This window comes from Acinetobacter wuhouensis (genome assembly GCF_001696605.3).
Taxonomy (GTDB): Bacteria; Pseudomonadota; Gammaproteobacteria; order Pseudomonadales; family Moraxellaceae; genus Acinetobacter; species Acinetobacter wuhouensis.
Genome location: NZ_CP031716.1, coordinates 2,810,223 through 2,831,578, shown reverse-complemented (window position 1 = coordinate 2,831,578; position 21,356 = coordinate 2,810,223). Strand labels below are relative to the sequence as shown.

At 38.5% G+C, this 21,356-nt stretch carries 19 protein-coding genes; 9 read left to right on the top strand and 10 right to left on the bottom strand.

The window, feature by feature from the left end; translation table 11 throughout:
- Window positions 1-25: 25 nt before the first annotated feature.
- The 3 genes from BEN71_RS14125 to BEN71_RS14115 all read left to right on the top strand — a co-directional run bounded on the left by BEN71_RS14125 (window position 26) and on the right by BEN71_RS14115 (window position 2,471).
- The gene (locus BEN71_RS14125; protein WP_068974432.1) at window positions 26-889 is read left to right on the top strand and encodes a phosphoribosyltransferase-like protein; all 864 of its coding nucleotides are present in this window, start codon (window positions 26-28) and stop codon (window positions 887-889) included.
- Window positions 889-1,209 carry a hypothetical protein gene (locus BEN71_RS14120; RefSeq protein WP_068974433.1) on the top strand — a complete coding sequence of 107 codons (321 nt, stop codon included), beginning with the start codon at window positions 889-891 and terminating at the stop codon, window positions 1,207-1,209. Before BEN71_RS14125 ends, BEN71_RS14120 begins: the two co-directional genes overlap by 1 nt.
- Window positions 1,210-1,430: 221 nt before the next feature.
- Window positions 1,431-2,471, top strand: coding sequence for a reverse transcriptase family protein (locus BEN71_RS14115; RefSeq protein ID WP_068974434.1), 1,041 nt, complete (start codon window positions 1,431-1,433; stop codon window positions 2,469-2,471).
- A gap of 42 nt (window positions 2,472-2,513) precedes the next feature.
- Here BEN71_RS14115 and BEN71_RS14110 read toward each other — a convergent pair whose 3' ends face one another.
- Window positions 2,514-5,408 (bottom strand): valine--tRNA ligase, encoded by a 2,895-nt coding sequence (locus tag BEN71_RS14110; RefSeq protein ID WP_068974435.1) that lies wholly within the window; start codon window positions 5,406-5,408, stop codon window positions 2,514-2,516.
- 350 nt (window positions 5,409-5,758) lie between these two features.
- Here BEN71_RS14110 and BEN71_RS14105 point away from each other — a divergent pair, with 350 nt between their 5' ends.
- The 4 genes from BEN71_RS14105 to BEN71_RS14090 all read left to right on the top strand — a co-directional run bounded on the left by BEN71_RS14105 (window position 5,759) and on the right by BEN71_RS14090 (window position 9,005).
- Complete coding sequence (locus BEN71_RS14105; RefSeq protein WP_068974436.1) at window positions 5,759-6,454, top strand: hypothetical protein; 696 nt, start codon at window positions 5,759-5,761, stop codon at window positions 6,452-6,454.
- 81 nt (window positions 6,455-6,535) lie between these two features.
- On the top strand, window positions 6,536-7,333 hold the full coding sequence (locus BEN71_RS14100; RefSeq protein ID WP_068974437.1) for an SDR family NAD(P)-dependent oxidoreductase: 798 nt from the start codon (window positions 6,536-6,538) through the stop codon (window positions 7,331-7,333).
- Window positions 7,334-7,391: 58 nt separating this feature from the next.
- The gene (locus BEN71_RS14095) at window positions 7,392-8,141 is read left to right on the top strand and encodes a hypothetical protein (protein ID WP_068974438.1); all 750 of its coding nucleotides are present in this window, start codon (window positions 7,392-7,394) and stop codon (window positions 8,139-8,141) included.
- A 90-nt stretch (window positions 8,142-8,231) separates the two neighbouring features.
- Window positions 8,232-9,005, top strand: coding sequence for a PA3715 family protein (locus BEN71_RS14090; RefSeq protein ID WP_068974439.1), 774 nt, complete (start codon window positions 8,232-8,234; stop codon window positions 9,003-9,005).
- A gap of 25 nt (window positions 9,006-9,030) precedes the next feature.
- Here BEN71_RS14090 and BEN71_RS14085 read toward each other — a convergent pair whose 3' ends face one another.
- The 9 genes from BEN71_RS14085 to sdsA all read right to left on the bottom strand — a co-directional run bounded on the left by BEN71_RS14085 (window position 9,031) and on the right by sdsA (window position 20,180).
- A complete protein-coding gene (locus BEN71_RS14085) occupies window positions 9,031-9,438 on the bottom strand; it encodes a hypothetical protein (protein ID WP_068974440.1) in 408 nt (135 codons plus the stop codon).
- Between the two features lie 13 nt (window positions 9,439-9,451).
- Window positions 9,452-9,886, bottom strand: coding sequence for a YbjQ family protein (locus BEN71_RS14080; protein WP_068974441.1), 435 nt, complete (start codon window positions 9,884-9,886; stop codon window positions 9,452-9,454).
- Window positions 9,887-9,895: 9 nt separating this feature from the next.
- Window positions 9,896-10,246, bottom strand: coding sequence for a YbjQ family protein (locus BEN71_RS14075; protein ID WP_068974442.1), 351 nt, complete (start codon window positions 10,244-10,246; stop codon window positions 9,896-9,898).
- 112 nt (window positions 10,247-10,358) lie between these two features.
- Entirely contained in the window at window positions 10,359-11,813 is a 1,455-nt protein-coding gene (adeK, locus tag BEN71_RS14070) for a multidrug efflux RND transporter AdeIJK outer membrane channel subunit AdeK (RefSeq protein WP_068974443.1), read from the bottom strand.
- The gene (locus BEN71_RS14065; RefSeq protein ID WP_068974444.1) at window positions 11,813-15,031 is read right to left on the bottom strand and encodes an efflux RND transporter permease subunit; all 3,219 of its coding nucleotides are present in this window, start codon (window positions 15,029-15,031) and stop codon (window positions 11,813-11,815) included. Before BEN71_RS14065 ends, adeK begins: the two co-directional genes overlap by 1 nt.
- A 12-nt stretch (window positions 15,032-15,043) precedes the next feature.
- Window positions 15,044-16,318 carry an efflux RND transporter periplasmic adaptor subunit gene (locus BEN71_RS14060; protein ID WP_068974445.1) on the bottom strand — a complete coding sequence of 425 codons (1,275 nt, stop codon included), beginning with the start codon at window positions 16,316-16,318 and terminating at the stop codon, window positions 15,044-15,046.
- A complete protein-coding gene (locus tag BEN71_RS14055) occupies window positions 16,318-16,956 on the bottom strand; it encodes a phosphatase PAP2 family protein (RefSeq protein ID WP_068974446.1) in 639 nt (212 codons plus the stop codon). The genes BEN71_RS14060 and BEN71_RS14055 overlap by 1 nt, the downstream gene beginning before the upstream one ends.
- Window positions 16,957-17,117: 161 nt before the next feature.
- Window positions 17,118-19,166 (bottom strand): site-specific recombinase, encoded by a 2,049-nt coding sequence (locus BEN71_RS14050; protein ID WP_167443678.1) that lies wholly within the window; start codon window positions 19,164-19,166, stop codon window positions 17,118-17,120.
- 30 nt (window positions 19,167-19,196) lie between these two features.
- Window positions 19,197-20,180, bottom strand: a complete 984-nt coding sequence (sdsA, locus tag BEN71_RS14045) for an All-trans-nonaprenyl-diphosphate synthase (RefSeq protein ID WP_068974448.1) — start codon at window positions 20,178-20,180, stop codon at window positions 19,197-19,199.
- A 427-nt stretch (window positions 20,181-20,607) separates the two neighbouring features.
- On the opposite strand from sdsA, the gene rplU reads away from it, so the two are divergent.
- Both rplU and rpmA read left to right on the top strand, forming a co-directional pair.
- A complete protein-coding gene (rplU, locus tag BEN71_RS14040) occupies window positions 20,608-20,919 on the top strand; it encodes a 50S ribosomal protein L21 (RefSeq protein WP_010113102.1) in 312 nt (103 codons plus the stop codon).
- Window positions 20,920-20,939: 20 nt separating this feature from the next.
- A complete protein-coding gene (rpmA, locus tag BEN71_RS14035; RefSeq protein WP_068974449.1) occupies window positions 20,940-21,194 on the top strand; it encodes a 50S ribosomal protein L27 in 255 nt (84 codons plus the stop codon).
- Window positions 21,195-21,356 lie beyond the last annotated feature (162 nt).

Genomic DNA, 21,356 nt, shown 5'->3' with positions numbered 1-21,356 from the left:
TTTATACAATACTTTACAGTAGTTTATGAGTAGAAAAGAACATATTGAACTATCAAAGATAATTGCTCAACATCCATGGCTAAGTGATAAATCAAAAGAAATTAGAAATCTTTTATTTAGTGAATGCGAAACTGATGAGCATAGACACTTAATAACAGCCATAATTTCTGAACTAGTCCATGTGGATATGTATTCTTACAAAGAGTTAATTAAAAGTGTAGCTGAAAATATTAAAAATACACATCTCACGTCTTCCACAACTTTAATTGTATCTATGACAGGAGATCGTTCCGCTGATAGTGGACAACATGTTCTATATGAGCTTAAGTATTTTTTGAGATATTACAAATGGACAGGTTATACAGCTGTTAATAAATATAATGAATCTCACAAGATTTTTAAAGATAATGGACAACAAGATACTGATTTGATTCTGGTTGATAACTTTATTGGCAGTGGTCGAACGGTACAGACACGAATTAATTGGGTAAAGGAAACTTTCAAAATAAAAAATTATAAAACTCCCAATATTAGTGTAAAAGTTGCTTTATGTACTAAAAGTGGATTTGACTTTCTAAAAAGTGAAGGCGTAGATGTTTATGCTTCTAAAATTATTAACGATAAACTTATTGAGAATTTATTTTCTTCCAATAAAGATCATTATATTGAAATGATGCAGTATCTAGAGAGTAAATTACTAACTGTGTATAAAACTAAGAAAAATATTACAAAGTTATTGCCATCTCTAGGTTACGGTAAAGCTCAAGTTGCATTGTCAATTGAAACAATGAATACACCTAATAATGTATTCCCAATTTTCTGGTGGCAGTATTCTAATAATACAAAGGAAAGAGAAGTATTATTGCTTAGGGATATGGAGGATGCTTAATGAAAGCTTTGGATTACACTGAACAACTTTTACTTGGTGAGCTGTTTTCATCATCTCAAAAAAGACTCCAATCCTATACTTTAATGACTAGATTGGCGCTGGATGAGAATGTATTTTTTAGTACTATTGGTCGTTTACAAACCAAAAATATGATTAATTTTCATGAAATCTATGTAGAAATAAATGAATTAGGAATAGAAACTTTGATGGAACATCAATATATGAAAAAAATTAAAGCTGAGATACCAGAAGAGTTTAAGAATCCATATAGAGTTAAAATTAATTCTTTCTATACACCTAAGAAAAAATTGATTTTTTAGAAAGTTTTTGGTATCAATATATTACCTGTTAGGGATTAGTATATTGAAGTGATGTCGCTTCTCGTGTTTAGGGTTCATTGACCTTGTACCTATATTAATTTTTTCAAAATTAATATAGGTACCGATCAAGCTTTGCTTGGCTCCGTCCTATCAACAAAACCCTTGGTTTTGTTGATAGAAATAGCAAGTATTTTGAGTAATCCCTAATAGGTAATTATTTTATGTTGTATTCTATTGAACCTGTAAAATCTCCACAAGAATGGAGAACATACTTTGATAATATAGGTCTTAAAGAAGAATATATTGAAATTTATCTTCAAATTATTGAAGAGTTATATAGAAAGAAAAATCCAATTATTTTTGAAATTGAACATTTTTCTAAATTGGTTGGTGTAGAAGTAACAGTATTATTAAGTATGATTTTTTCTAAAGAAAAATTTTATAGACAATTTAAGATTCCCAAAAAAAAGGGTGGAGAACGTACTATTACTGTGCCATCTCCCTCGCTCATGTTAGTTCAAAAATGGATTTATAATTATATTTTAATTAATAAAAAAATACATTATTCAGCCCATGGGTTTAATTTTAATAGATCAATTATTACTAATGCTAAAATGCATGTAGGTAATAAAGCTTTTTTAAAAATTGATTTAAAAGATTTTTTCCCGTCGATTCCTATAGGTTGGATTGTCAATTATTTTAAGCAGCAGGGTTATCCACCTAAAATATCATTTTATTTAGCATCATTATGTACATTGAAAGATTCACTACCTCAAGGTGCTCCTACTAGTCCAATTTTGTCTAATATAATTTTTTATAATTTAGATAAAGTTTTGTATAAGTTTTCTAAGAAAAATGCTTTAACTTATACTCGTTATGCTGATGATCTTGTATTTTCAGGCAAGTATATATCTTTAAAATTTAGAAATTTCGTAATTTTTTTAATAAGAAAATATGGTTTTCAAATAAACTCTAAGAAAACTAGTTTGAAAGTTAATGCAGGTCAAAATATCATCACAGGAATTTTAGTTAAGGATACTATTTTTGTTCCTAAAAAATACAAAAGAAAGTTAAGGCAGGAAATGTTCTATATCAAAAAATTTGGTCTTTTATCACATATTGCTACTACTAATATTAGAGATCCTAATTATGTTTATAGCCTAATGGGAAGATTGAATTTTGTACTTACTGTTGAGCCTGAAAATGAAGAGTTTATTGAATACCAAAATTATATCAAGAGAATATTAAAAAAGGCTGATTAATCAGCCTTTTATCTTACATCTAATTTAACAAATTTCAACACCTTACAGCGCCGCAATCTGTTCCATATTCGCCTTAATCTTCGCTAACTGATCAGCAAACTCAGCGAGTTTCACTTTCTCACCTTCAACCACAGCAGCAGGAGCTTTCGCCACAAAACCTTCATTGCCCAGTTTAGTGGCAATCTGGTCATGTTGCTTTTGAACCTTATCAAAGTCTTTTTGTAGACGACCCAATTCAGCTTTAGGATCAATCAAACCTTTCATCGGAACAAATACAGATACATGACCGACTACAGAAGACGATGACAATGGTGGTTGCTCAGCATCTGCAAGGAAAGTAATACTTTCAACTTTCGCCAAAGCTTTAAACAACGGCTCAATACGTGCAATCTGCGCTTTTTCAGCATCAGTGGTATTTTGAAGTAGAACAGGCAACAAACGTGCATTACCTAAGCCCATTTCACCACGGATGTTACGAACCGCACCAATTAAACCTTGAAGCCATTGCATATCAGCTTCCGCTTGCTCATTAATACGTTCAGGATTGGCAACAGGGTATTGCGCCAACATGATAGTATCGCCTTTGATTCCGATCATTGGCGCAAGTGTCTGCCAGATTTCTTCAGTTAAATACGGCATCAACGGATGCGCAAGACGCAACGCAGCTTCCATTACAGATAGAAGCACACGACGAACTTCAGCTTTACGTTCTTCAGCGACATTTTCATCATTCAGAACAGGCTTAGTCAGCTCTACATACCAGTCACAGTATTCATTCCAGATGAATTCATAAATCGCTTGTGCAGCCAGGTCTAAACGATAAGTTGCAAATGCAGTTTGAACCGCAGCTTCCGCTTTTTGTAAACGGCTCACGATCCATTGTTCAGGTAATTCCCAAAGATCAGGACGTGCAGTCTGACCAACAGTCTGACCTTCAACATTCATCAGAACGAAACGTGTACCATTCCAGATTTTATTGGCAAAGTTACGATAACCTTCAACACGTTTCATGTCGAATTTGATGTCACGCCCCGTATTTGCAAGCGCACAGAATGTGAAACGAACCGCATCTGTACCATAAGCCTGAATACCTTCAGGGAATTCTTTACGCGTCGCTTTTTCAATTTTTGGTGCAGTCTTCGGGTTCATCAAACCAGTGGTACGCTTCTGTACCAAAGTTTCAAGATCAACACCGTCAATCAAATCTAATGGGTCAAGGACGTTCCCTTTAGATTTAGACATTTTCTGACCTTCGCCATCACGGACTAAACCATGTACATACACAGTTTTGAACGGAACTTGTGAAGTACCATCTTCATTTTTCATAAAATGAAGCGTCATCATAATCATACGGGCAACCCAGAAGAAAATGATGTCAAAACCAGTCACAAGGACGTCAGTCGGGTGGAAAGTATTTAAGAAATAGTTTTCTTTATCTTTCGCTTTGTCGCCAGTCCATCCTAAAGTTGAGAATGTCCACAGTGCAGATGAGAACCATGTATCCAGAACGTCTTCGTCTTGTTTAAGTTCAACATCAGCAGCGATGTTATTTTTCGCACGAACTTCTTCTTCGTTACGACCGACATAGATATTGCCTTCAGCATCATACCAAGCAGGGATACGGTGACCCCACCACAATTGACGTGAAATACACCAGTCCTGAATGTTGTTCATCCAAGCCATGTACATGTTGCTGTATTGCTCAGGGACAAATTTGATCTCGCCGTCTTTCACCGCTTTGATCGCAGGTTCAGCAAGTGGTGCAATTTTCACATACCATTGGTCTGTCAATAAAGGCTCAACGATCACACCTGAACGGTCACCACGAGGTGGCTTCAAGGTGTACGGTTGGATTTGATCTAACCAACCTTCAGCTTCAGCTTGTTCAACCAGTTTTTTACGTGCAGCAAAACGCTCTAAGCCTACATATTCTGCAGGTGCAGCAATCGTTTTAGAAATCTGTTCGCCTGCTTTCGCGATGTATTCAAACTCAGCCAGAATTTCAGCATTTTTGTTGAAAATGTTGATAATTGGCAATTCACAGCGTTTACCCACTTCATAGTCATTGAAGTCATGTGCAGGGGTGATTTTTACACAGCCTGTACCGAATTCTTTGTCTACATATTCATCTTTTACAATCGCAACCGCACGACCTGTGATTGGCAGGATAATGTTTTTACCCACCAATGGTGCATAGCGTTCATCATCAGGTGCAACAGCAACGGCAGTATCACCGAGTAAAGTTTCAGGACGAGTTGTTGCAACAACGATGTAATCTTTACCATCGTGTGTGCGTAGTGATTTATCTTCAAAGAAATATTTGAAGTGCCACAATGAACCTTGTTCTTCTTTATCTGACTCAACTTCTAAGTCAGAAAGGGCAGTCTGTAATTTCGGATCCCAGTTTACAAGGCGTTTACCACGGTAGATCAAGCCGTCTTCGTGTAATTTAACGAAAACTTCTTTAACGGCATTTGATAAACCTTCATCCATGGTGAAGCGTTCACGTGACCAGTCTACAGAAGAACCCAAACGGCGGATTTGGTTGGTAATGTTGCCACCAGATTGTTCTTTCCATTCCCAGATTTTTTCGATGAATTTTTCACGACCCAAGTCATGACGGCTTACACCTTGCGCACCAAGTTGGCGTTCAACCACCATTTGCGTTGCAATACCCGCATGGTCAGTCCCCGGTTGCCATAAGGTATTTTTACCTGACATACGGTTGTAGCGAGTTAGGGCATCCATGATGGCATTGTTAAAACCATGACCCATGTGCAAGCTACCTGTGACGTTCGGTGGCGGAATCATGATACAGAATGATTCGCCCTCACGAGATGGTTTGAAGTAGCCATTCTCTTCCCAAGTCTTATACCATTTTTTCTCGATCTCAGTCGGATCGTAGGTCGTAGCAATATTTTGCGCTGAATCAGTCATAGTAAAAACAGATCAAAAGTGAGTAAAAATTAGATCTATTGTAGCAAAATATTTATCAGGAATGTTGATTCCTGTAGTGGAGTATTGGTGTTGTTTTAATTTATTTGATCTTGCTCAACAGCTTCATTTTCTGTTTGGGAAATGAGAATTTCAGAAAAATAAAACAAATGTTGGATTTAAGTCATATTATTCAGTTTGAAATGCGAATCAATGATTTTAAGCATTTGTTTTAAATTAAGTATTTATTAATTATAAATAATCATTTGGAGTCATTAAAAGACAATGCATCCATTTTCGAGTTTTGCTAATATCAATTCAATCTCGTTAAAACAACAATAGGGAAAAGTAGGATGCAATATAAAATCGATTTATTGATCAAACAGCAGACTTATCAAGAATTAAAAAACATTACCCAAAGTTTGAATAATGGTGAAAAGAAAGATTTAGCCAAACAATTGGGTACAGCATTTACTGAAATGTCTTGCCAAGTTCTAGATCAAGTCTTTGGTTCTTTGTTAAATGAGCAACGCTCACGCAGTGACTTGGATGCTAACGGCAAGAAAAAGCTTAAAGAAGCGGAACAAATTTTTGACCAGATTGAAGGTGCATTGAAGAAATACATGCCGTGGTCGATTTCATTTTTTAGTAATGACCGTTTAAAACCAGTTGCAAACCATATTCTGAAAAAGTTTGAAGATTCCAATGCCAATGAAGTGGTGATGTATTATCAACTTGACCGTAATTTAGGTGAGCAAGCCAATGCCAATATTCAAAAAGTTATTGACGGTGATGTGCATGCTTTACCAGCAGCGTTGAAAGATCTCGTGAAAGTGATTGATTTAGGTGTTTCTGAGTTTATTCGTGATCCTAAAACATTATTGAAATTCAATTTTGTGGTTGATAAAACCTTGAATGGTGTGATCAATATGATCACCAGTACAGGGTATAAGCGTTTAGAAAAAGCGGGTGAAGAATATGACCCTGCCAATGTTGAAAAAGCGCAGCATTATGCACAGCATTTTAAAAAGTTTTTGATTGTTGCTTAATTGCTTGAAAGCGCAATTGCGTTGCTGATTTCTATGCACTAATCTTGATCAATAATTTTCGATAACAATGGGCAGAGTGACATGGAAAGCTTAGAGGGAAAAGTCGTTTGGATTACTGGTGCATCTTCTGGGATTGGCAAGGCATTAGTGGCAGAATGTGCTCTGCAAGGGGCACAAGTGATTCTCAGTGCGCGACGTTTAGAAGAACTCGAAAATGTGCGCGTCAGTATTTTAAATCCAGATCGACATATCTCAGTGGCAATGGATATTACTGACGAAGCTCAAATGCGCCGTGCCTACGAACAAGTATTGCAAGAAAAAGGGCGTATTGACTGGTTGATCAATAATGCAGGCTTGAGTCAGCGCGCTTTAATTGCAGATACCACCATGCAAACTGAACGTGCCATCATGGAAATTGACTATTTTTCGCAAGTCTTTTTGACCAAATTGGTTTTACCGACATTCTTAGCACAAAAGTCTGGACGTATCGCTTATGTATCGAGTGTGGCTGGTTTACTCGGTACGCAATATCGTGCGAGCTATTCAGCAGCTAAAGCAGCGATTCACATGTGGGCAAACAGTCTACGTGCAGAAGTGGCACAAGATGGTGTCAATGTTTCTGTGATTTTCCCAGGTTTTGTCAAAACCAATGTGTCTTTTAATGCATTGAATGGCGCAGGTAAACCACAAGCACATCAGGATGAAGCGATTGAAAATGGCTTAGAAGCTGATGATTTTGCAACACAAACTGTTTCAGCTTTGATGAAAGGTCAAGAATACATCGTTGTCGGTGGTCGTAAGGAAAAATTAGGCGTTTTGGTTTCTCGTTTATCGCCATCAACACTGTATAAAATGATTCGTAAAATGAAAGTTAAATAATTGTTTAAAAAAATTTTAAAAATTTATTTACACAATGGTTGCCTCAGGTAAGTAGGAAATGTACGTCTCATTTTATCAATTAAATCGCTGTTTCCTTTTGATGTTATGTGCATCGTTGATTCCGTTTAGCACTTTTGCAAAACAAACAGATCAAGAAGAAGCACGGGCATGGGTAGAACCCTCAGATGAAGAAAAGCAAGGCTGGCGACCACGTGAACATTTTTTTGATTCACAAAACTGGTTAAAGCCTGAGTTTTATAATTTGAAAAGTTCAGCTAAGGCAACCCAAAGTCGTTTACCACTAGCCCAATTAGATACACGTCAAATTCCATATCGCTTTGAAATTTTAAATCATCAACAATATTTAAAGACGCCATCTGCCGATACGAAAAAGTGTCCTGTACGCTGTATTTTATTGAATGGACATATTTTTTCAGATCAATTGACGATTTTGAATAGCAGTTGGTTGAAAGAGCTTGGACGTTTTGTATATGCCGATACGACAGTACATATTATTGATATGCGTAATCATAAGTCACAATATTATGGTGGCATTGGTTTTTTGAGTATTCAAAATAATCAGATTAACTTTGAATATTTTGATGGTTTTAGGAAAGCTTTTGGGAATACGTTATATCGTATTCAAAATCAAGGCTTGGATATTAAAATGGATGATGGAACTTATCAGTCTATGATTCGATTTGATCAAAAGGGCTTTCACTTGACTGAATTGACGACTTATCCTTTAGCGATGGAAACATGTACTGAGAAAAAAGATGGGAAATGGGAATGCGAGATGTCTCGTTAGTCGTGAACCATTTCACTGAACGAGTTAAGCGGTTTCATTTAATTTTAAGCCTAAGCGAGATTTGATTGTAATCTCGTGGGCGAGGTGGTCATGTTAAAAGTAAAATTTCGTCCCTTGATTGCTCCATTGGCTTTATCGAGTTATTTATTGTGCATGAATGAAGCGCGTGCTGATCTTTGTGATAGCACAGAATTGGTTGACAAAGTGATTGCACAGACCGAGATAGCCAATCGAGAGCAAGCCAGAATCGCCTGTAAAATTGACCCAACCAATACTTCAAATGTGATTATGGCGTATGCGCAGTGGATTCCTGTTAAAGATGAACCAGAAAGTGGGACATATTATTTGACTTTGCTTAAGTTTGATCGGAACAACCAACAGGTGAATTATCGTTATCTTACAAGAAAAGCGATAGTTTCCGATGCAATTAGTTTAGATTCGATCGAACTAGATACAGCCAATTATAAAATATCAAATCAGCAACGTGCTTTGGGCGTAAGATTGAATTATTCAGGGCATTCCCAACCTAATCCTTATTCAATGACCTTGTTGAACCTCTATGACTTACAGAATAAACAACAAGTTTTAGATAGCTTGATTGTAGAGCGTTATCGAGCTGAAACGGATACTCGTTGTAATGCTGATGTCGAAGAACGAAAAAGTATTTTAAGAATGCTGAATAGTTCAAGCAAAAATTATTATGATATTCAGGTCAAAACTACAGCACAGAAGTCTAAATTTCGTGGTACTTATGATCACTGTCATGAAACCAAACAAAATCCAACTAAGCAGATTATGACGCTTAAATTTGATGGGAAGCAGTATCAGATTCCTACCCAGTATAAAGATGACTATGTCTATTGATGTAGGTTTTTAAATATTGATTTCGCTAGATAGTGCAGGAGGTTTGATTGACTGGAATGGTGAGCAATGTCGTTCCACTTTCATTTTTATAAATATAATCATATTCCACACCGAATTTAAAAGATGCTTTCATCAGTTCACATAATTCAGCTTTTTTAGTTGCATTGGAAAAAGCAGGGAGTACGGACTGATCAATTTCGTAGGTATATGCGATTTTTAAATCTCGTCGATCAACTGCTGTTAGTGTTGAACTTTGTTCGATCTGCATTGGGATTCGTTGACGTAGCATATTTAATTCAGCATCAAGTGCTTGTGTTATTTCAGTTTGATTGGGTTGTTTATTTTTAAAAATCAAGGGTGAAATCAAGTAGTGGCTAATCAAATAGCCACCAATAATTCCGATAATAGAGCCTAAAATTTTCTTTTTATTCATTTTTCTACTCTGGTTAAGATTGAATCGCTGTACCATAGGCAAAAACTTCAACCATGCCACCTTGCATGCCGAGTTCAGTGGTACTTAAACGTAAGCCCATAATCTGTTTAGCACCGATATTTTCAGCTTGTTGTTTTAATCTGACAATTGCCTCACGCCGTGCGCGTTCAACCACGCTTTCATAGGTGGTGAGTCGTCCGCCAAAAAAGTTTTGGATTTGAGCAATGATATATTTAAAATAATCATGTGAAATCACTACATTGCTACTGATCAGTTGTCCCTCTTTTTCAGAACTCTGAAATTTATGGGTATCAATATGGATATGTGCAAGACGTCGTTCATTTTGCTCAAGTTCAGTTAAATGTTTACGCTCAATATAGCGTCCAAATCCCCATCCAATACAAAACAAAATGAGTGTGATGACGATCTTAAAAACTAATCCATCCATACGCGTCACCTAGTGTGAAAATGGGTCTGGAAGTGGATTTGAATTTGCTTGAACAATGACGGCTGTTCCATAAACAAATAGTTCTGATGCCCCCTGTGCAATATTTGAAGTGGAAAAACGAATTCCGACAATTGCATTAGCCCCTAAAGTGCGTGCTTTTTCAATCATTCTATTCATCGCTTCTTGGCGCGATTCTTCTAATAATTCGGTATAACCTTTGAGTTCTCCCCCGACAATATTTTTTAATCCAGCCATCAAATCACGTCCAACATGTTTACTGCGCACAGTACTGCCATAAACCACATCTAACTGCTGAATAATTTGGTGCCCTGGCACACTTTCAAGGTTGCTTAATTTCATGGCGTGGTTGATTTACTTCGATGAATGAGATGTATTGAACATAGGAAATAATTGATCAAAAAGCAATAAAAAAAGCCCACCGAAGTGAGCTTTCATTTAAAACGATGCAAACTTACTTTTTATCTTTTGAATGGTATTTCAATTCAGAAGAAGAAGCAGGTTGAGCGATTTGATCAGCAGTGTTGGCTTTGATCCCACCACCGAGTGATTTATACACTTCAACTTGGTTGTTTAAGTTTGCTTGTTCTAAAAGTAATAGACCTTGTTCAGCTGCATAAGATGAACGTTGTGCATCTAAAACAGTCAAATAGTTATCAATACCCGCACGGAAGCGAGCATTTGAAAGTTTATAGGTCGTATTGGTTGCATCAACCAAGCGTTTTTGTGCAGTGAGTCGGTCACCGATATTTTGGCGAACCGCTAAAGCATCATTCACTTCACGGAAAGCAGACTGAATTGATTTTTCATAATCAGACAACGCAATTTGTTGATCTGTTTCTGAAATTTTCACATTAGCTTTACGTGTACCCCAGTCCCATAAAGGAATATCGAGGCTAGGACCCAATGACCATACAAATGCGCCTGATTTAAATAAATCACTTAAATCAGTAGATGCATAGCCCGCAGAACCGGTCAAACTGATTGTCGGGAACATGCGTGCTTTTGCTGCGCCAATATTTGCACCCGCAGCTGAAAGTTTATATTCAGCAGCTTTTACATCAGGACGGTTATTCAACAAATCACTTGGTAAACCAGAAGCAAATGCTGAATTTGAGGTAATTTTAGTCACACGCTGTTTAGGCAATAAGTTGTCAGGAACTTGTTGACCGACAAGAAGGTTCAATAAGTTTTGAGCCTGAGCAACTTGTGTCTTATAGCTTGCAACATCATTACGTGCTGTTTCAACAGAAATCTGTGCTTGACGAAGTGGAACTTCACTGTCGATCCCAACATCGAAACGTTTCTTGTTGAGATTGTATGAGTCAAGCTGTGCTTTTAAGGTTTGGTCTGCAAGTTTAAGTTGAGCTGTAGAAAAAGAATAGCTTAACCATGCTTGCGCAACCTGACCAATCAAACTGATTTGTGTTGAATCACGCGCACTACCCGTTGCAAGATAAGTATCTAAAGCATTGTCTTTGAGACTTTTTACACGACCCCAAAAATCAAGTTCGTATGCGGTCACCCCTAAACCAACATTGTAGGTCGTTTGAGCACCAGCACCTTGATCTTGACGAAGTACGCTACCACTTGCACCAATCGTTGGTAATTGATTGTTTGAAGTGATTTGATACGCTTGTTGAGCACGTTGAATGTTCAATGTCGCGGTACGTAAGTCACGGTTATTGGCTAATGCAAGATCAATCACCTGAAGTAGGCGTTGATCTGCAAAGAATTCCTTATAACCTTGTTCTGCGATTGATGTACCAGTGTTATTGTCAATATAACCTGTTGGTATGCTCGCTTGAGCTACGGGTTCTGGGCCACGCATGCTTTGACATGCAGTCAAAGCAAGCGCAAGTGCAGATACCGCAATGCTACGACCTGAGATAGACCATAAGTTTTGCATCACGATTTATGCTCCTGAAGATTTTGATTTTTAGGTTTATATTTAAAGATACTACGTACCCACACGAAGAATACAGGAATAAAGAAAATACCCAATAGTGTTGAGGTGATTACACCACCCAATACACCATAACCAACTGAGTGTTGACTACCTGCACCTGCACCATTTGATAATGCTAATGGTAATACACCAAAACCAAATGCCAATGTGGTCATAATGATTGGACGTAAACGCATTTTTGCTGCATGTAAAGTAGCATCAAATAGACTTTCGCCTTTCTCTTGCAGTTCTTTGGCAAATTCTACAATCAAAATCGCATTTTTTGCTGACAAACCGATCACAGCAATAAGTGCAACTTGGAAATAGATGTTGTTGGATAGATTTGCATCAGGTGCAAAATAAGTCCGACCAAACAAGGTAATTCCACCAAATAAACCTGTGTGCCCAAACATGGTTAATATGATCGCACCAACTACACCTAGAGGTACAACCAATAGGATCGAGAAGGGTACTGACCAGCTTTCATAGAGTGCAGCAAGACAGAGGAATACGATCAATAATGAAAGGGCATATAAGAATGGCGCTTGTGAGCCAGATTCACGTTCTTCTAACGATAGACCTGTCCATTCATAGTCAAAGCCTTGTAAGCCCATTGATGGTAGTTTTGCAACGATTTCTTCCATCGCAAGCATCGCATCACCAGAGCTCGTACCTGGTGCAGGTGAGCCTTGGATGTTCATTGAGGCAATACCATTATAACGCTCTAAACGTGGTGAACCATAAGTCCATGTTCCAGTTGCAAAACTAGAGAATGGAATCATTTCACCTTTGTTATTACGTACATACCACTTGTTCAAGTCTTCAGGCATCATACGTGCATGCGCTTCACCTTGAACATAGACTTTTTTCACACGACCACGATCGATGAAGTCGTTGATATATGAACCACCCCAAGCCATGCTCATGGTTGAGTTGATGTCCGCAATACTGACACCCATTGCTCCAGCTTGCGCTTGATCAATGTTAATTTGGTATTGAGGTGTATCTTCTTGACCATTTGGACGTACACCTGCAAGACGTTTGTCTTGAGCAGCTAGACCTAAAATGGTATTACGTGCAGCGAGAAGTTGTTCATGGCTTTGACCTGCAGATGCTTTTAACTGGAAGTTAAAGCCAGCAGTTACGCCTAATTCAGGCATTGCAGGTAATTGCAGCGGCATAACATACGATGCATCTTTTGCAATCATATTCAGCGCCATACCACGTTGGATCAGGCTACCGATTTGTTGCTCAGGGGTAGTACGTTTTTCCCAGTCTTTTAATTTTACAAACGCAAGACCAGCATTTTGACCAATACCTGTAAATGAGAAACCAGAAACACTAAACACAGATTCCACAGAGGCTTTTTCATTTTCCATGAAATAGTGCGTCATCGTGTTAATGACTTTGTCTGTACGGTCTAAGGTTGCATTTGGTGGTAATTGAACTAGTGTCATCACCACACCTTGGTCTTCTTCTGGTAAGAAAGACGAAGGTAACATTTTAAACAATACAACCAATACGCCAATTACAGCAGCATAAACAATTCCAGAGAACAGTTTATGATGTGTCATGAAATTAACACCCGTTTGATACTTCTCTGCAGTACGATCAAAGGCAGCATTAAACCAACGGAAGAAACGTGCAAAGATATTATTGCTTGGTTTTTTATTTGGATCGTGCTGTTTTAAAATGGTTGCACATAGCGCAGGGGTAAAGGTCACCGCTACAACCAAAGATAAGACCATTGCTGTCACGAGAGTGATCGAGAACTGACGGTAAATAACCCCAGTCGTTCCTCCAAAGAATGACATTGGAACGAATACCGCAGTCAAAACAGATGTCATACCAATCAAGGCACCTGTAATCTGCTTCATCGAAAGTTCTGTTGCTGCAACTGGATCTAAATGATCCTCTTGCATCACCCGTTCAACGTTCTCCACCACAACAATGGCATCGTCCACCAAGAGACCGATCGCCAAGACCATAGCAAACATGGTGAGGGTGTTGATCGAGAAACCAAAAATATTAATGATTGCAAAAGTACCCAATACGACAACAGGTACAGCCATCGTTGGAATAATGGTTGCACGCCAGTTCTGTAAGAACAAGAACATGACAAAGAATACAAGAATAATCGCTTCAATCAGTGTGTGTACCACACTTTCAATTGAAATTTTGATAAATGGTGTTGTATCAAATGCGAGTTTATCTTTCATCCCTGTTGGGTAGTTTTTACGCAATTCAACCATGCGTGCTTCAACAGCTTCTGATGTATCTAAGGCATTGGCACCTGTCGCAAGTTTAATTGCAACACCACCCGCAGGTTTGCCGTTGAATTTAGAATCAAACTGATAGGTATCCGCACCTAATTCAACACGTGCAACATCACCTAAACGGACTTGTGCACCATCACTGGTGTTACGTAGGAAGATGTTTTTGAACTGTTCAGGTGTGGTCAACATACTCTGTGCATTCACAGTTGCATTCAGTACTTGTCCTTCGATAGATGGCGCACCACCTAACTGACCCACAGCAACTTGAGAGTTCTGTGCACGAATTGCAGCTGCAACATCACTTGGAGTGATACCTAAGCTAGTTAATTTGGCAGGATCTAACCAAATACGCATGGCATAAGAACCACCGAATACTTGGACTTCACCTACACCAGCAACACGACTTAAAGGTTCAGAAATATTTGAGTTCACATAATCTTTAATGTCATCTGCAGACAAACTATCTGATTCAGAATAGAACGCTAAGACTTGTAAAAAGCTTGCACCAGACTTAGTTACTTTTACACCTTGACGTTGTACGTCTTCTGGTAAAAGTGCAGTTGCTGATTGCAATTTATTTTGTACTTGAACCTGTGCGATATCTGGATCAACACCTTGTTCAAAGTTTAATTGGATTGAAGCTTGACCGTTCCCCGCACTGTTTGACGAAATATAACGTAAGCCATCCAAACCATTCATTTGCTGTTCAATGATTTGCGTTACTGTGTTTTCAACAGTAGATGCTGATGCACCTGGATAAGTTGCAGAAATTGTAACTGTCGGTGGTGCAATCGTCGGATATTGTGCAATAGGCATTTTCGTCAGCGTGAGAATCCCCGCTAACATAATGACCAGTGCAATCACCCATGCAAAGATCGGGCGATGAATAAAAAATTGAGCCATTGAGTCTACCCCTTATGCATTTGAAGTAGCTTTTTGTTCAGTTGCTTTATCTTGCTGAGCAGGTTGGGCTGCTCCACCTGTTTTTTGTTGAGCCGCAGCTGGTGTTGCCCCTTGAGGTGCAGCAGCTTGTGGCTGATAAGGTTTAGCAACAACTTGTTGTTCAGGTTTAACTTTGGCAATACCGTCAACGATGACTTTATCACCAGTTGCTAGACCTTCAGTTACAATCCAGTTTTGACCTTGAACACCTACAGTTGTCACAGGACGAGCTTCAACAGCACCTTTAGCATTGACGAGCATTGCCATTGCTTGACCTGTAGGCGTACGTGTAATCGCAGCTTGTGGAATCAAATAAGCATTTGGAATCACACCTTGTACGATTTGCGCGTTGGCAAACATACCAGGAAGCAATAAATGGTTCGGGTTAGAAAATACAGCACGTAACGTCACAGAACCTGTATCAGGATTTACACTGGCATCAGAGAATGCGAGGTTGCCTTCTACAGGGTAAGTGCTACCATCTTCAAGTTTTAAGCGAACTTTAGTGTTATTACTACGGTCAATACTGCCTTTTGCAAGCTGTTGACGTAAACGTAATAACTCAGCACTTGATTGGTTAATATCAACATAGATTGGATCAAGTTGTTGAATGGTGACCAATGCGTTACTTTGACTTGCAGTCACTAATGCACCAGCAGTCACACTAGAACGACCAGATTGACCAGAAATCGGTGAGCGAACAGTTGAATAGCCTAAGTCAATTTGTGCATTTTTAACTGCAGCATTTGACGCAGCGATATCTGCTTCTGCCAATTTAATTTGTGCGACTAAATCATCATATTCTTGCTTAGAAACAGCATTGATGCCGACAAGCTGACGATAACGATTTGCCTTAACTTGCAAAGCATTTAAGTTTGCTTGCTGACGTACTAAAGCTGCTTTTGCGCTGTCTAAGTTTGCACGGTTGGTACTTGAGTCAATTTCATAAAGCGGTTGACCTTCACGTACAAAACTGCCTTCACTAAACAAGCGTTTTAAAATCACACCGCTGGTTTGTGGACGAACTTCAGAGATTTGGTACGCAGACGTACGACCTGAAAGTTCTACAGTTTGTTCCACGCTTTGTGGTTGAGCAACAATGACACCAACTTCAGTCGGCGGCATTTTTTGGGCAGCAGCACCACCTTCTTGTGCTGCTTTTGGATCTTTGCTACAACCTACAAGTGCAATACTCGTTGCTAGAGCACAAGCAGTAAGGGCAGGTGCCCAAAGCTTTGCCGACATCATTATTCCACCTCGTTTAGATTTTTATCTAAAAATATTTTGTTCCGACTTAACGTTGCTGAAGATAGGATGAGCCATATCATTGCAGCCCAAATAAAACCTATGCCCCAACCTGCGAATACATCTGTAGGGAAATGTGCTCCCAGATATACACGAGAGATTCCCATACTAAAAAACCACAAAAACCCCATTAAGTATATAAGTTTAACTTGCTGATGTTTTTGAAAAATAAACATAATCGAACAACACAAAACGGCTGCATAAATACTGTGAGCACTGGGAAATGAAGCTCCATAAGTTTTCACTATTTGGAAGACTTCATCTGGTCTTGGTCGGTCGACTAGGTATTTTAAAATCCAACCTATTATTGAAGCACCGAGTAAGCCCAAACTCATCATCAGTATATTTGCGTACTGTTTTTGGCGTATGAAATATATGCTACATAGCCCAGTTATCACGATCATAGACGGTAAGCCGCCTAAATAGGAGAGGGCGAGTGTGATACCATTTAAAGCCTCTAAACGGTGTGTACTCATCCATACAACACTATTGAAATCAAAATGTTGTATTTGGTCAATATTTAAACCAATACCCCCAATAAGAAAACCTACACAGCCAATAAAGAGCAATACATAAGGCATATCACAACCTATGAGTATATTAATCGCGCACGTTAAGTTTAATTAATGCACTAAAGTGTACTAGTCAGTACACTTTTTTTCAAGTGAGTAGATTTAGGTAATTTATACTAATTTCTTTTTGCAAAAAAAATAAGAATTTGAACAAAAAATAACAATTAGTCTCAATGTTTTAGCTTTTTGTGAAAATGGTTCTCATCTTCAAGCTGCAAAGGCTGTTTCGGTGGCCAGAAAAAATCCATTGGGCGAGTTGAGAAATGTGTAAATATCAGTTTTGCAAGAGGTTTCCACTGAGAGAAACGAACTTGGCGTGCACGAAGTGCCACAATGATGGTGAGGGTAAAGCTGACAAATAAGTTAGTAATACCTATAGCAAGCACACCGATAAATGACACAATGATTAAACCAATATCTGGTGAGCCATTGACGCACATCAGACCTTGAATAAAGTTTGCTGAGGCGAAGGCAATATGGCGAATGTCTAAAGGTAATCCTAATATAAATCCGATAGTTCCCATACTTCCGAGCATGATACCGAAGAGAAAATTACCCGCTAAAGCACCTAAATTTCTTTCGATATAATTCGCAAATTTTTCAAGTTTTTCAGGGCCCATGATTTTTTTCAATTTTACATGGGCTTTTAAACGTGCACCAACTTTACGGTACACTGCCATATTGTCGAAATATCCCGCAATTAATCCCGATAAAAATAAACAAATACCTGCAATGGCAGCATGTGGAATCGCCAGTGATGTGAATGGATTTAAACTATGCAATAAGGCATTGGCTTTGGCATGCGTCAATAATGGTTCATGGGTGGTCAGTTGCCATAAAAACGTAATTAATCCTGCTGTTGGAATTGCAATCGAAATATTTCCCAAAATTGCAATGAACTGAGTACGGATAATATTGATAATCAAACCCGCAAGTTCTGCAATTTGCGCAGTTTTAGACCCTTTTTGATGCTGTACAGTGGAAGCAAGTGCAGCAGCAGTCATTGCAGGCTGTTTTGTTGCAACAGTGAAGTGCAAAACATGAATTAGCATGAATCCCAATGAGTAATTCATACTATAAAAAAATGCATGTAAAAATGGGGCGAGTGCTAAACGAGAAAAAAGAATTTTAATGGTAGCCATTGTGGCAATGATGACACCAGCACCCGCTGCTGCCTGAAACATACCTAAAAAGCCTTTTTTATCTGTACTCACATAGTGCTCACCCGTTTTACTCGCATTCTCCGTGACTTGTAAGGCGATCAGTTCACTATTGGTTTTCAGTAAGTCGCGAACACTGGTTTCACTATAGTGGGCATAAACCAATTCAGTGAGTAGTTCACCACAAAGTTGAAAACGAATTAGGTTTTCTTCAACTAGGAGATTTAGCAATAACTCAATGCGGTCTAGACATTGTTCAAGCAGTGACAATAGATAGGTGAGACTTAGACTCACGCCAATACGTTTTGTTGCACGGCGAATTTTTAAAACAACAGCGCGACATTGTTCAATCATGACCAAAGCTTGATCAGCATCAGGGACAAGATTGAAATCAGGATCATGTCGATGTTTTTTCTTATAGGTTTCTATAAATTCGACAATTTCACGGTTTTGTACCAAGAAAGGTGATTCGTATTCTTGAAGTTCAGGATAGGCATTAATAAATTCAGGATATAAGCCAATACCACTGATACGATAGGATAAAACAGTAATCGCTTTGACAATTTCTCTTTTGATACCGAGCTTTTCATTTTCATAGTTCAAGCCTTGATTCAGTAACTTGAAAAATTCAATCCATTGCGAATCTTCAATATTATCGAGCCAGTATTTATCACTACGCTGATAAAAAACTTTACTGACTAAATCTTTAAGTTCAGATTCGTCGACGAGTAGTGGTAGAAAATGAGCGCCAAGCCTTTGTCCGAGCTGATTCCAAAAACCATCTAAAGATAAAATGCCACTGTCAGCATATAAGCTTGCTTGCTTATAATGATTAATGAGTCGCAGTAAGTAACCTTGAAATGCAGATGTTGCATTAGGTGTAATCAATAAGGCTCGGATTAAAGCATTAAATTTATTTTTTATTTCTTCAATATCATGAGTATCACTAGGTCTGATTCGGTTGACCAGTTCAATCAGAATACTGGCTTCAGGAACAGCCTTTAAATTATCAAGCTGTTCCTGCATGAGGAGAAAAAGATCATTAAATTGTATCTGCATAAGCACTTATAAAATGGGAGATATGTATATTTATTGAAGGCGATGTAACGCAAGTTTCGCTAAATTATACAATGCTTGACGGTATGCAGAGTCAGGTAAATGGTTTAAAGCTTGTAACGCAGCCTCAGTTTCTTCGGTTGCACGTTGGCTACAATATTCCAAAGCACCAGAGCTTTGTACAATCTGAATGACACGTTCCAAATCTGCTGTACCGCCTGTCGCAATGCTTTTACGAATGATTTCGTGTTCTTCACCTTGCGTATTGGCTAAAGCAGAGATTAACGGCAAAGTCGGTTTTCCTTCCATCAAATCATCACCGATATTTTTACCTAATGTTTCAGCATCGGAAGTGTAATCTAAAATATCGTCAATAATTTGGAAGGCATTTCCAAAGTGTCCCGCAAACAAACGCATCGGCTCACGATACTCTGGTTTTCCAGCAATGATTGCCGCGCCTTCTGTTGCAAGCTCAAATAAACGAGAAGTTTTACCATGAATAATATCGAGGTAAGTTTGTTCAGTGGTTTCAGGCTGATGTTGGGCTTGAAGTTGTAAAACTTCACCTTCGGCAATTTCACAGGTTCCTGTCGAGAAGTCTTTGAGTAAAACCATATTGTCGAGGTCTACTAAAAGATCGAAAGCACGTGAAATTAAAAAGTCACCGACCAAAACTGCTGTTTGATTGTTCCATGTTGCATTTGCTGTAGGACGACCACGACGTAAACCAGATTCATCGACAACATCATCATGCACCAAAGTTGCGGTGTGTAGCATTTCGATAATCGCAGCCAGCTTACGGTAGGGTTCCATTTGTGCATCAGTTGCGCCACAAGCTTTTGCTGCAAGTAAACACATGATCGGACGCATGCGTTTTCCGCCAGCTTCTACTACATGCTTACTGACTGCCATGACTAAAGCGACTTTTGAAGTGATCCCTTCATTAATAAACTTGTCCATCGCTGCAAAGTCTGTAGCGACAGGCGCGAGAATATCTTGCTTAAAGTCGATGGTCATAGGGTGGGAGCCTCATGCAAATGCGTTTATCTGACTAGTGTAACAATTAACATGGATGAATGTTGCCATAGAAAGCAGACATCGTGCCTGAATCTTAATGATTTGCGTTTTATTTGTCCAAAAAGATAAAACAACAAACATTCAAGTCATCTTTCTTATGCGCTACATAGTAGCGGATTTGATTTAAAAATCTATTTCAATTTAAGCGTGTTTTAAGAATTTTTTTCATATATTCAGTGACTCAATCTTAAAAAATAAATAATATTTAGATTAATTTGCATACAAACGTAATATTTGATGGAAATGACTTGTTGTTTAATTCATTATCACTTAAAATCCTTGCCCTTGTATAACCCCCAGTGGCGTTCGTCTTAAGATCGATATATTCCTTTATCGGCACGACGACACGGGCAAGTTGGAGTACGTTATGTACGCAGTAATCCAAAGCGGTGGTAAACAGCACCGTGTTGTTGAGGGTGAAACCCTTAAAGTAGAATTGTTGAAAGCTGAAACTGGCGCAACTATTACATTTGATGATGTATTAATGGTTGTGAATGGCGAAAGCATTCAAATCGGTGCTCCAGTTGTTGCTGGCGCAAAAGTAACTGCAGAAGTGGTTGGTCATGGTCGTCACGACAAAATCCGTATTGTTAAAATGCGTCGTCGTAAACATTACCGTAAACAACAAGGTCACCGTCAATGGTTCACTGAGTTGAAAATTACTGCGATCGCAGGCTAATCCACTAGGAGTAAATAGACATGGCAACTAAAAAAGCCGGTGGTTCGACTAAAAACGGTCGTGACTCGAATCCTAAAATGTTAGGTGTTAAAATGTACGGTGGTCAAACTGTGACTGCTGGTAACATTATCGTTCGTCAACGTGGTACAGAATTCCACGCTGGTACAAACGTAGGTATGGGTCGTGACCATACTTTGTTTGCTACTGCTGACGGCGTAATCAAATTTGAAGTGAAGGGTCAATTTGGCCGTCGCTATGTATCTGTTGAAGTGTAAGCTTTAAGAGTTCAAAAAAGCCCGCTTAATTGCGGGTTTTTTTATGGTTTTGGAAATTTATTTGCTTCGTTCAATGAAAAATAATCTCCATCATCATGAATATTTTTCTACATTTCTATCCAATAACAATACAAAACTTCTTATTTTCTCAATTATTACCTA

Bases quoted from the DNA above. Each gene is read 5' to 3' on its own strand.
- rpmA (WP_068974449.1), top strand. From the start codon at position 20,940: ATGGCAACTAAAAAAGCCGGTGGTTCGACTAAAAACGGTCGTGACTCG.
- BEN71_RS14050 (WP_167443678.1), bottom strand. From the start codon at position 19,166: ATGCAGATACAATTTAATGATCTTTTTCTCCTCATGCAGGAACAGCTT.
- BEN71_RS14125 (WP_068974432.1), top strand. From the start codon at position 26: ATGAGTAGAAAAGAACATATTGAACTATCAAAGATAATTGCTCAACAT.
- BEN71_RS14090 (WP_068974439.1), top strand. From the start codon at position 8,232: ATGTTAAAAGTAAAATTTCGTCCCTTGATTGCTCCATTGGCTTTATCG.
- BEN71_RS14080 (WP_068974441.1), bottom strand. From the start codon at position 9,886: ATGGATGGATTAGTTTTTAAGATCGTCATCACACTCATTTTGTTTTGT.
- BEN71_RS14105 (WP_068974436.1), top strand. From the start codon at position 5,759: ATGCAATATAAAATCGATTTATTGATCAAACAGCAGACTTATCAAGAA.
- adeK (WP_068974443.1), bottom strand. From the start codon at position 11,813: ATGCAAAACTTATGGTCTATCTCAGGTCGTAGCATTGCGGTATCTGCA.
- BEN71_RS14075 (WP_068974442.1), bottom strand. From the start codon at position 10,246: ATGAAATTAAGCAACCTTGAAAGTGTGCCAGGGCACCAAATTATTCAG.
- BEN71_RS14095 (WP_068974438.1), top strand. From the start codon at position 7,392: ATGTACGTCTCATTTTATCAATTAAATCGCTGTTTCCTTTTGATGTTA.
- sdsA (WP_068974448.1), bottom strand. From the start codon at position 20,180: ATGACCATCGACTTTAAGCAAGATATTCTCGCGCCTGTCGCTACAGAC.
- BEN71_RS14085 (WP_068974440.1), bottom strand. From the start codon at position 9,438: ATGAATAAAAAGAAAATTTTAGGCTCTATTATCGGAATTATTGGTGGC.
- rplU (WP_010113102.1), top strand. From the start codon at position 20,608: ATGTACGCAGTAATCCAAAGCGGTGGTAAACAGCACCGTGTTGTTGAG.
- BEN71_RS14110 (WP_068974435.1), bottom strand. From the start codon at position 5,408: ATGACTGATTCAGCGCAAAATATTGCTACGACCTACGATCCGACTGAG.
- BEN71_RS14055 (WP_068974446.1), bottom strand. From the start codon at position 16,956: ATGCCTTATGTATTGCTCTTTATTGGCTGTGTAGGTTTTCTTATTGGG.
- BEN71_RS14060 (WP_068974445.1), bottom strand. From the start codon at position 16,318: ATGATGTCGGCAAAGCTTTGGGCACCTGCCCTTACTGCTTGTGCTCTA.
- BEN71_RS14065 (WP_068974444.1), bottom strand. From the start codon at position 15,031: ATGGCTCAATTTTTTATTCATCGCCCGATCTTTGCATGGGTGATTGCA.
- BEN71_RS14115 (WP_068974434.1), top strand. From the start codon at position 1,431: ATGTTGTATTCTATTGAACCTGTAAAATCTCCACAAGAATGGAGAACA.
- BEN71_RS14100 (WP_068974437.1), top strand. From the start codon at position 6,536: ATGGAAAGCTTAGAGGGAAAAGTCGTTTGGATTACTGGTGCATCTTCT.
- BEN71_RS14120 (WP_068974433.1), top strand. From the start codon at position 889: ATGAAAGCTTTGGATTACACTGAACAACTTTTACTTGGTGAGCTGTTT.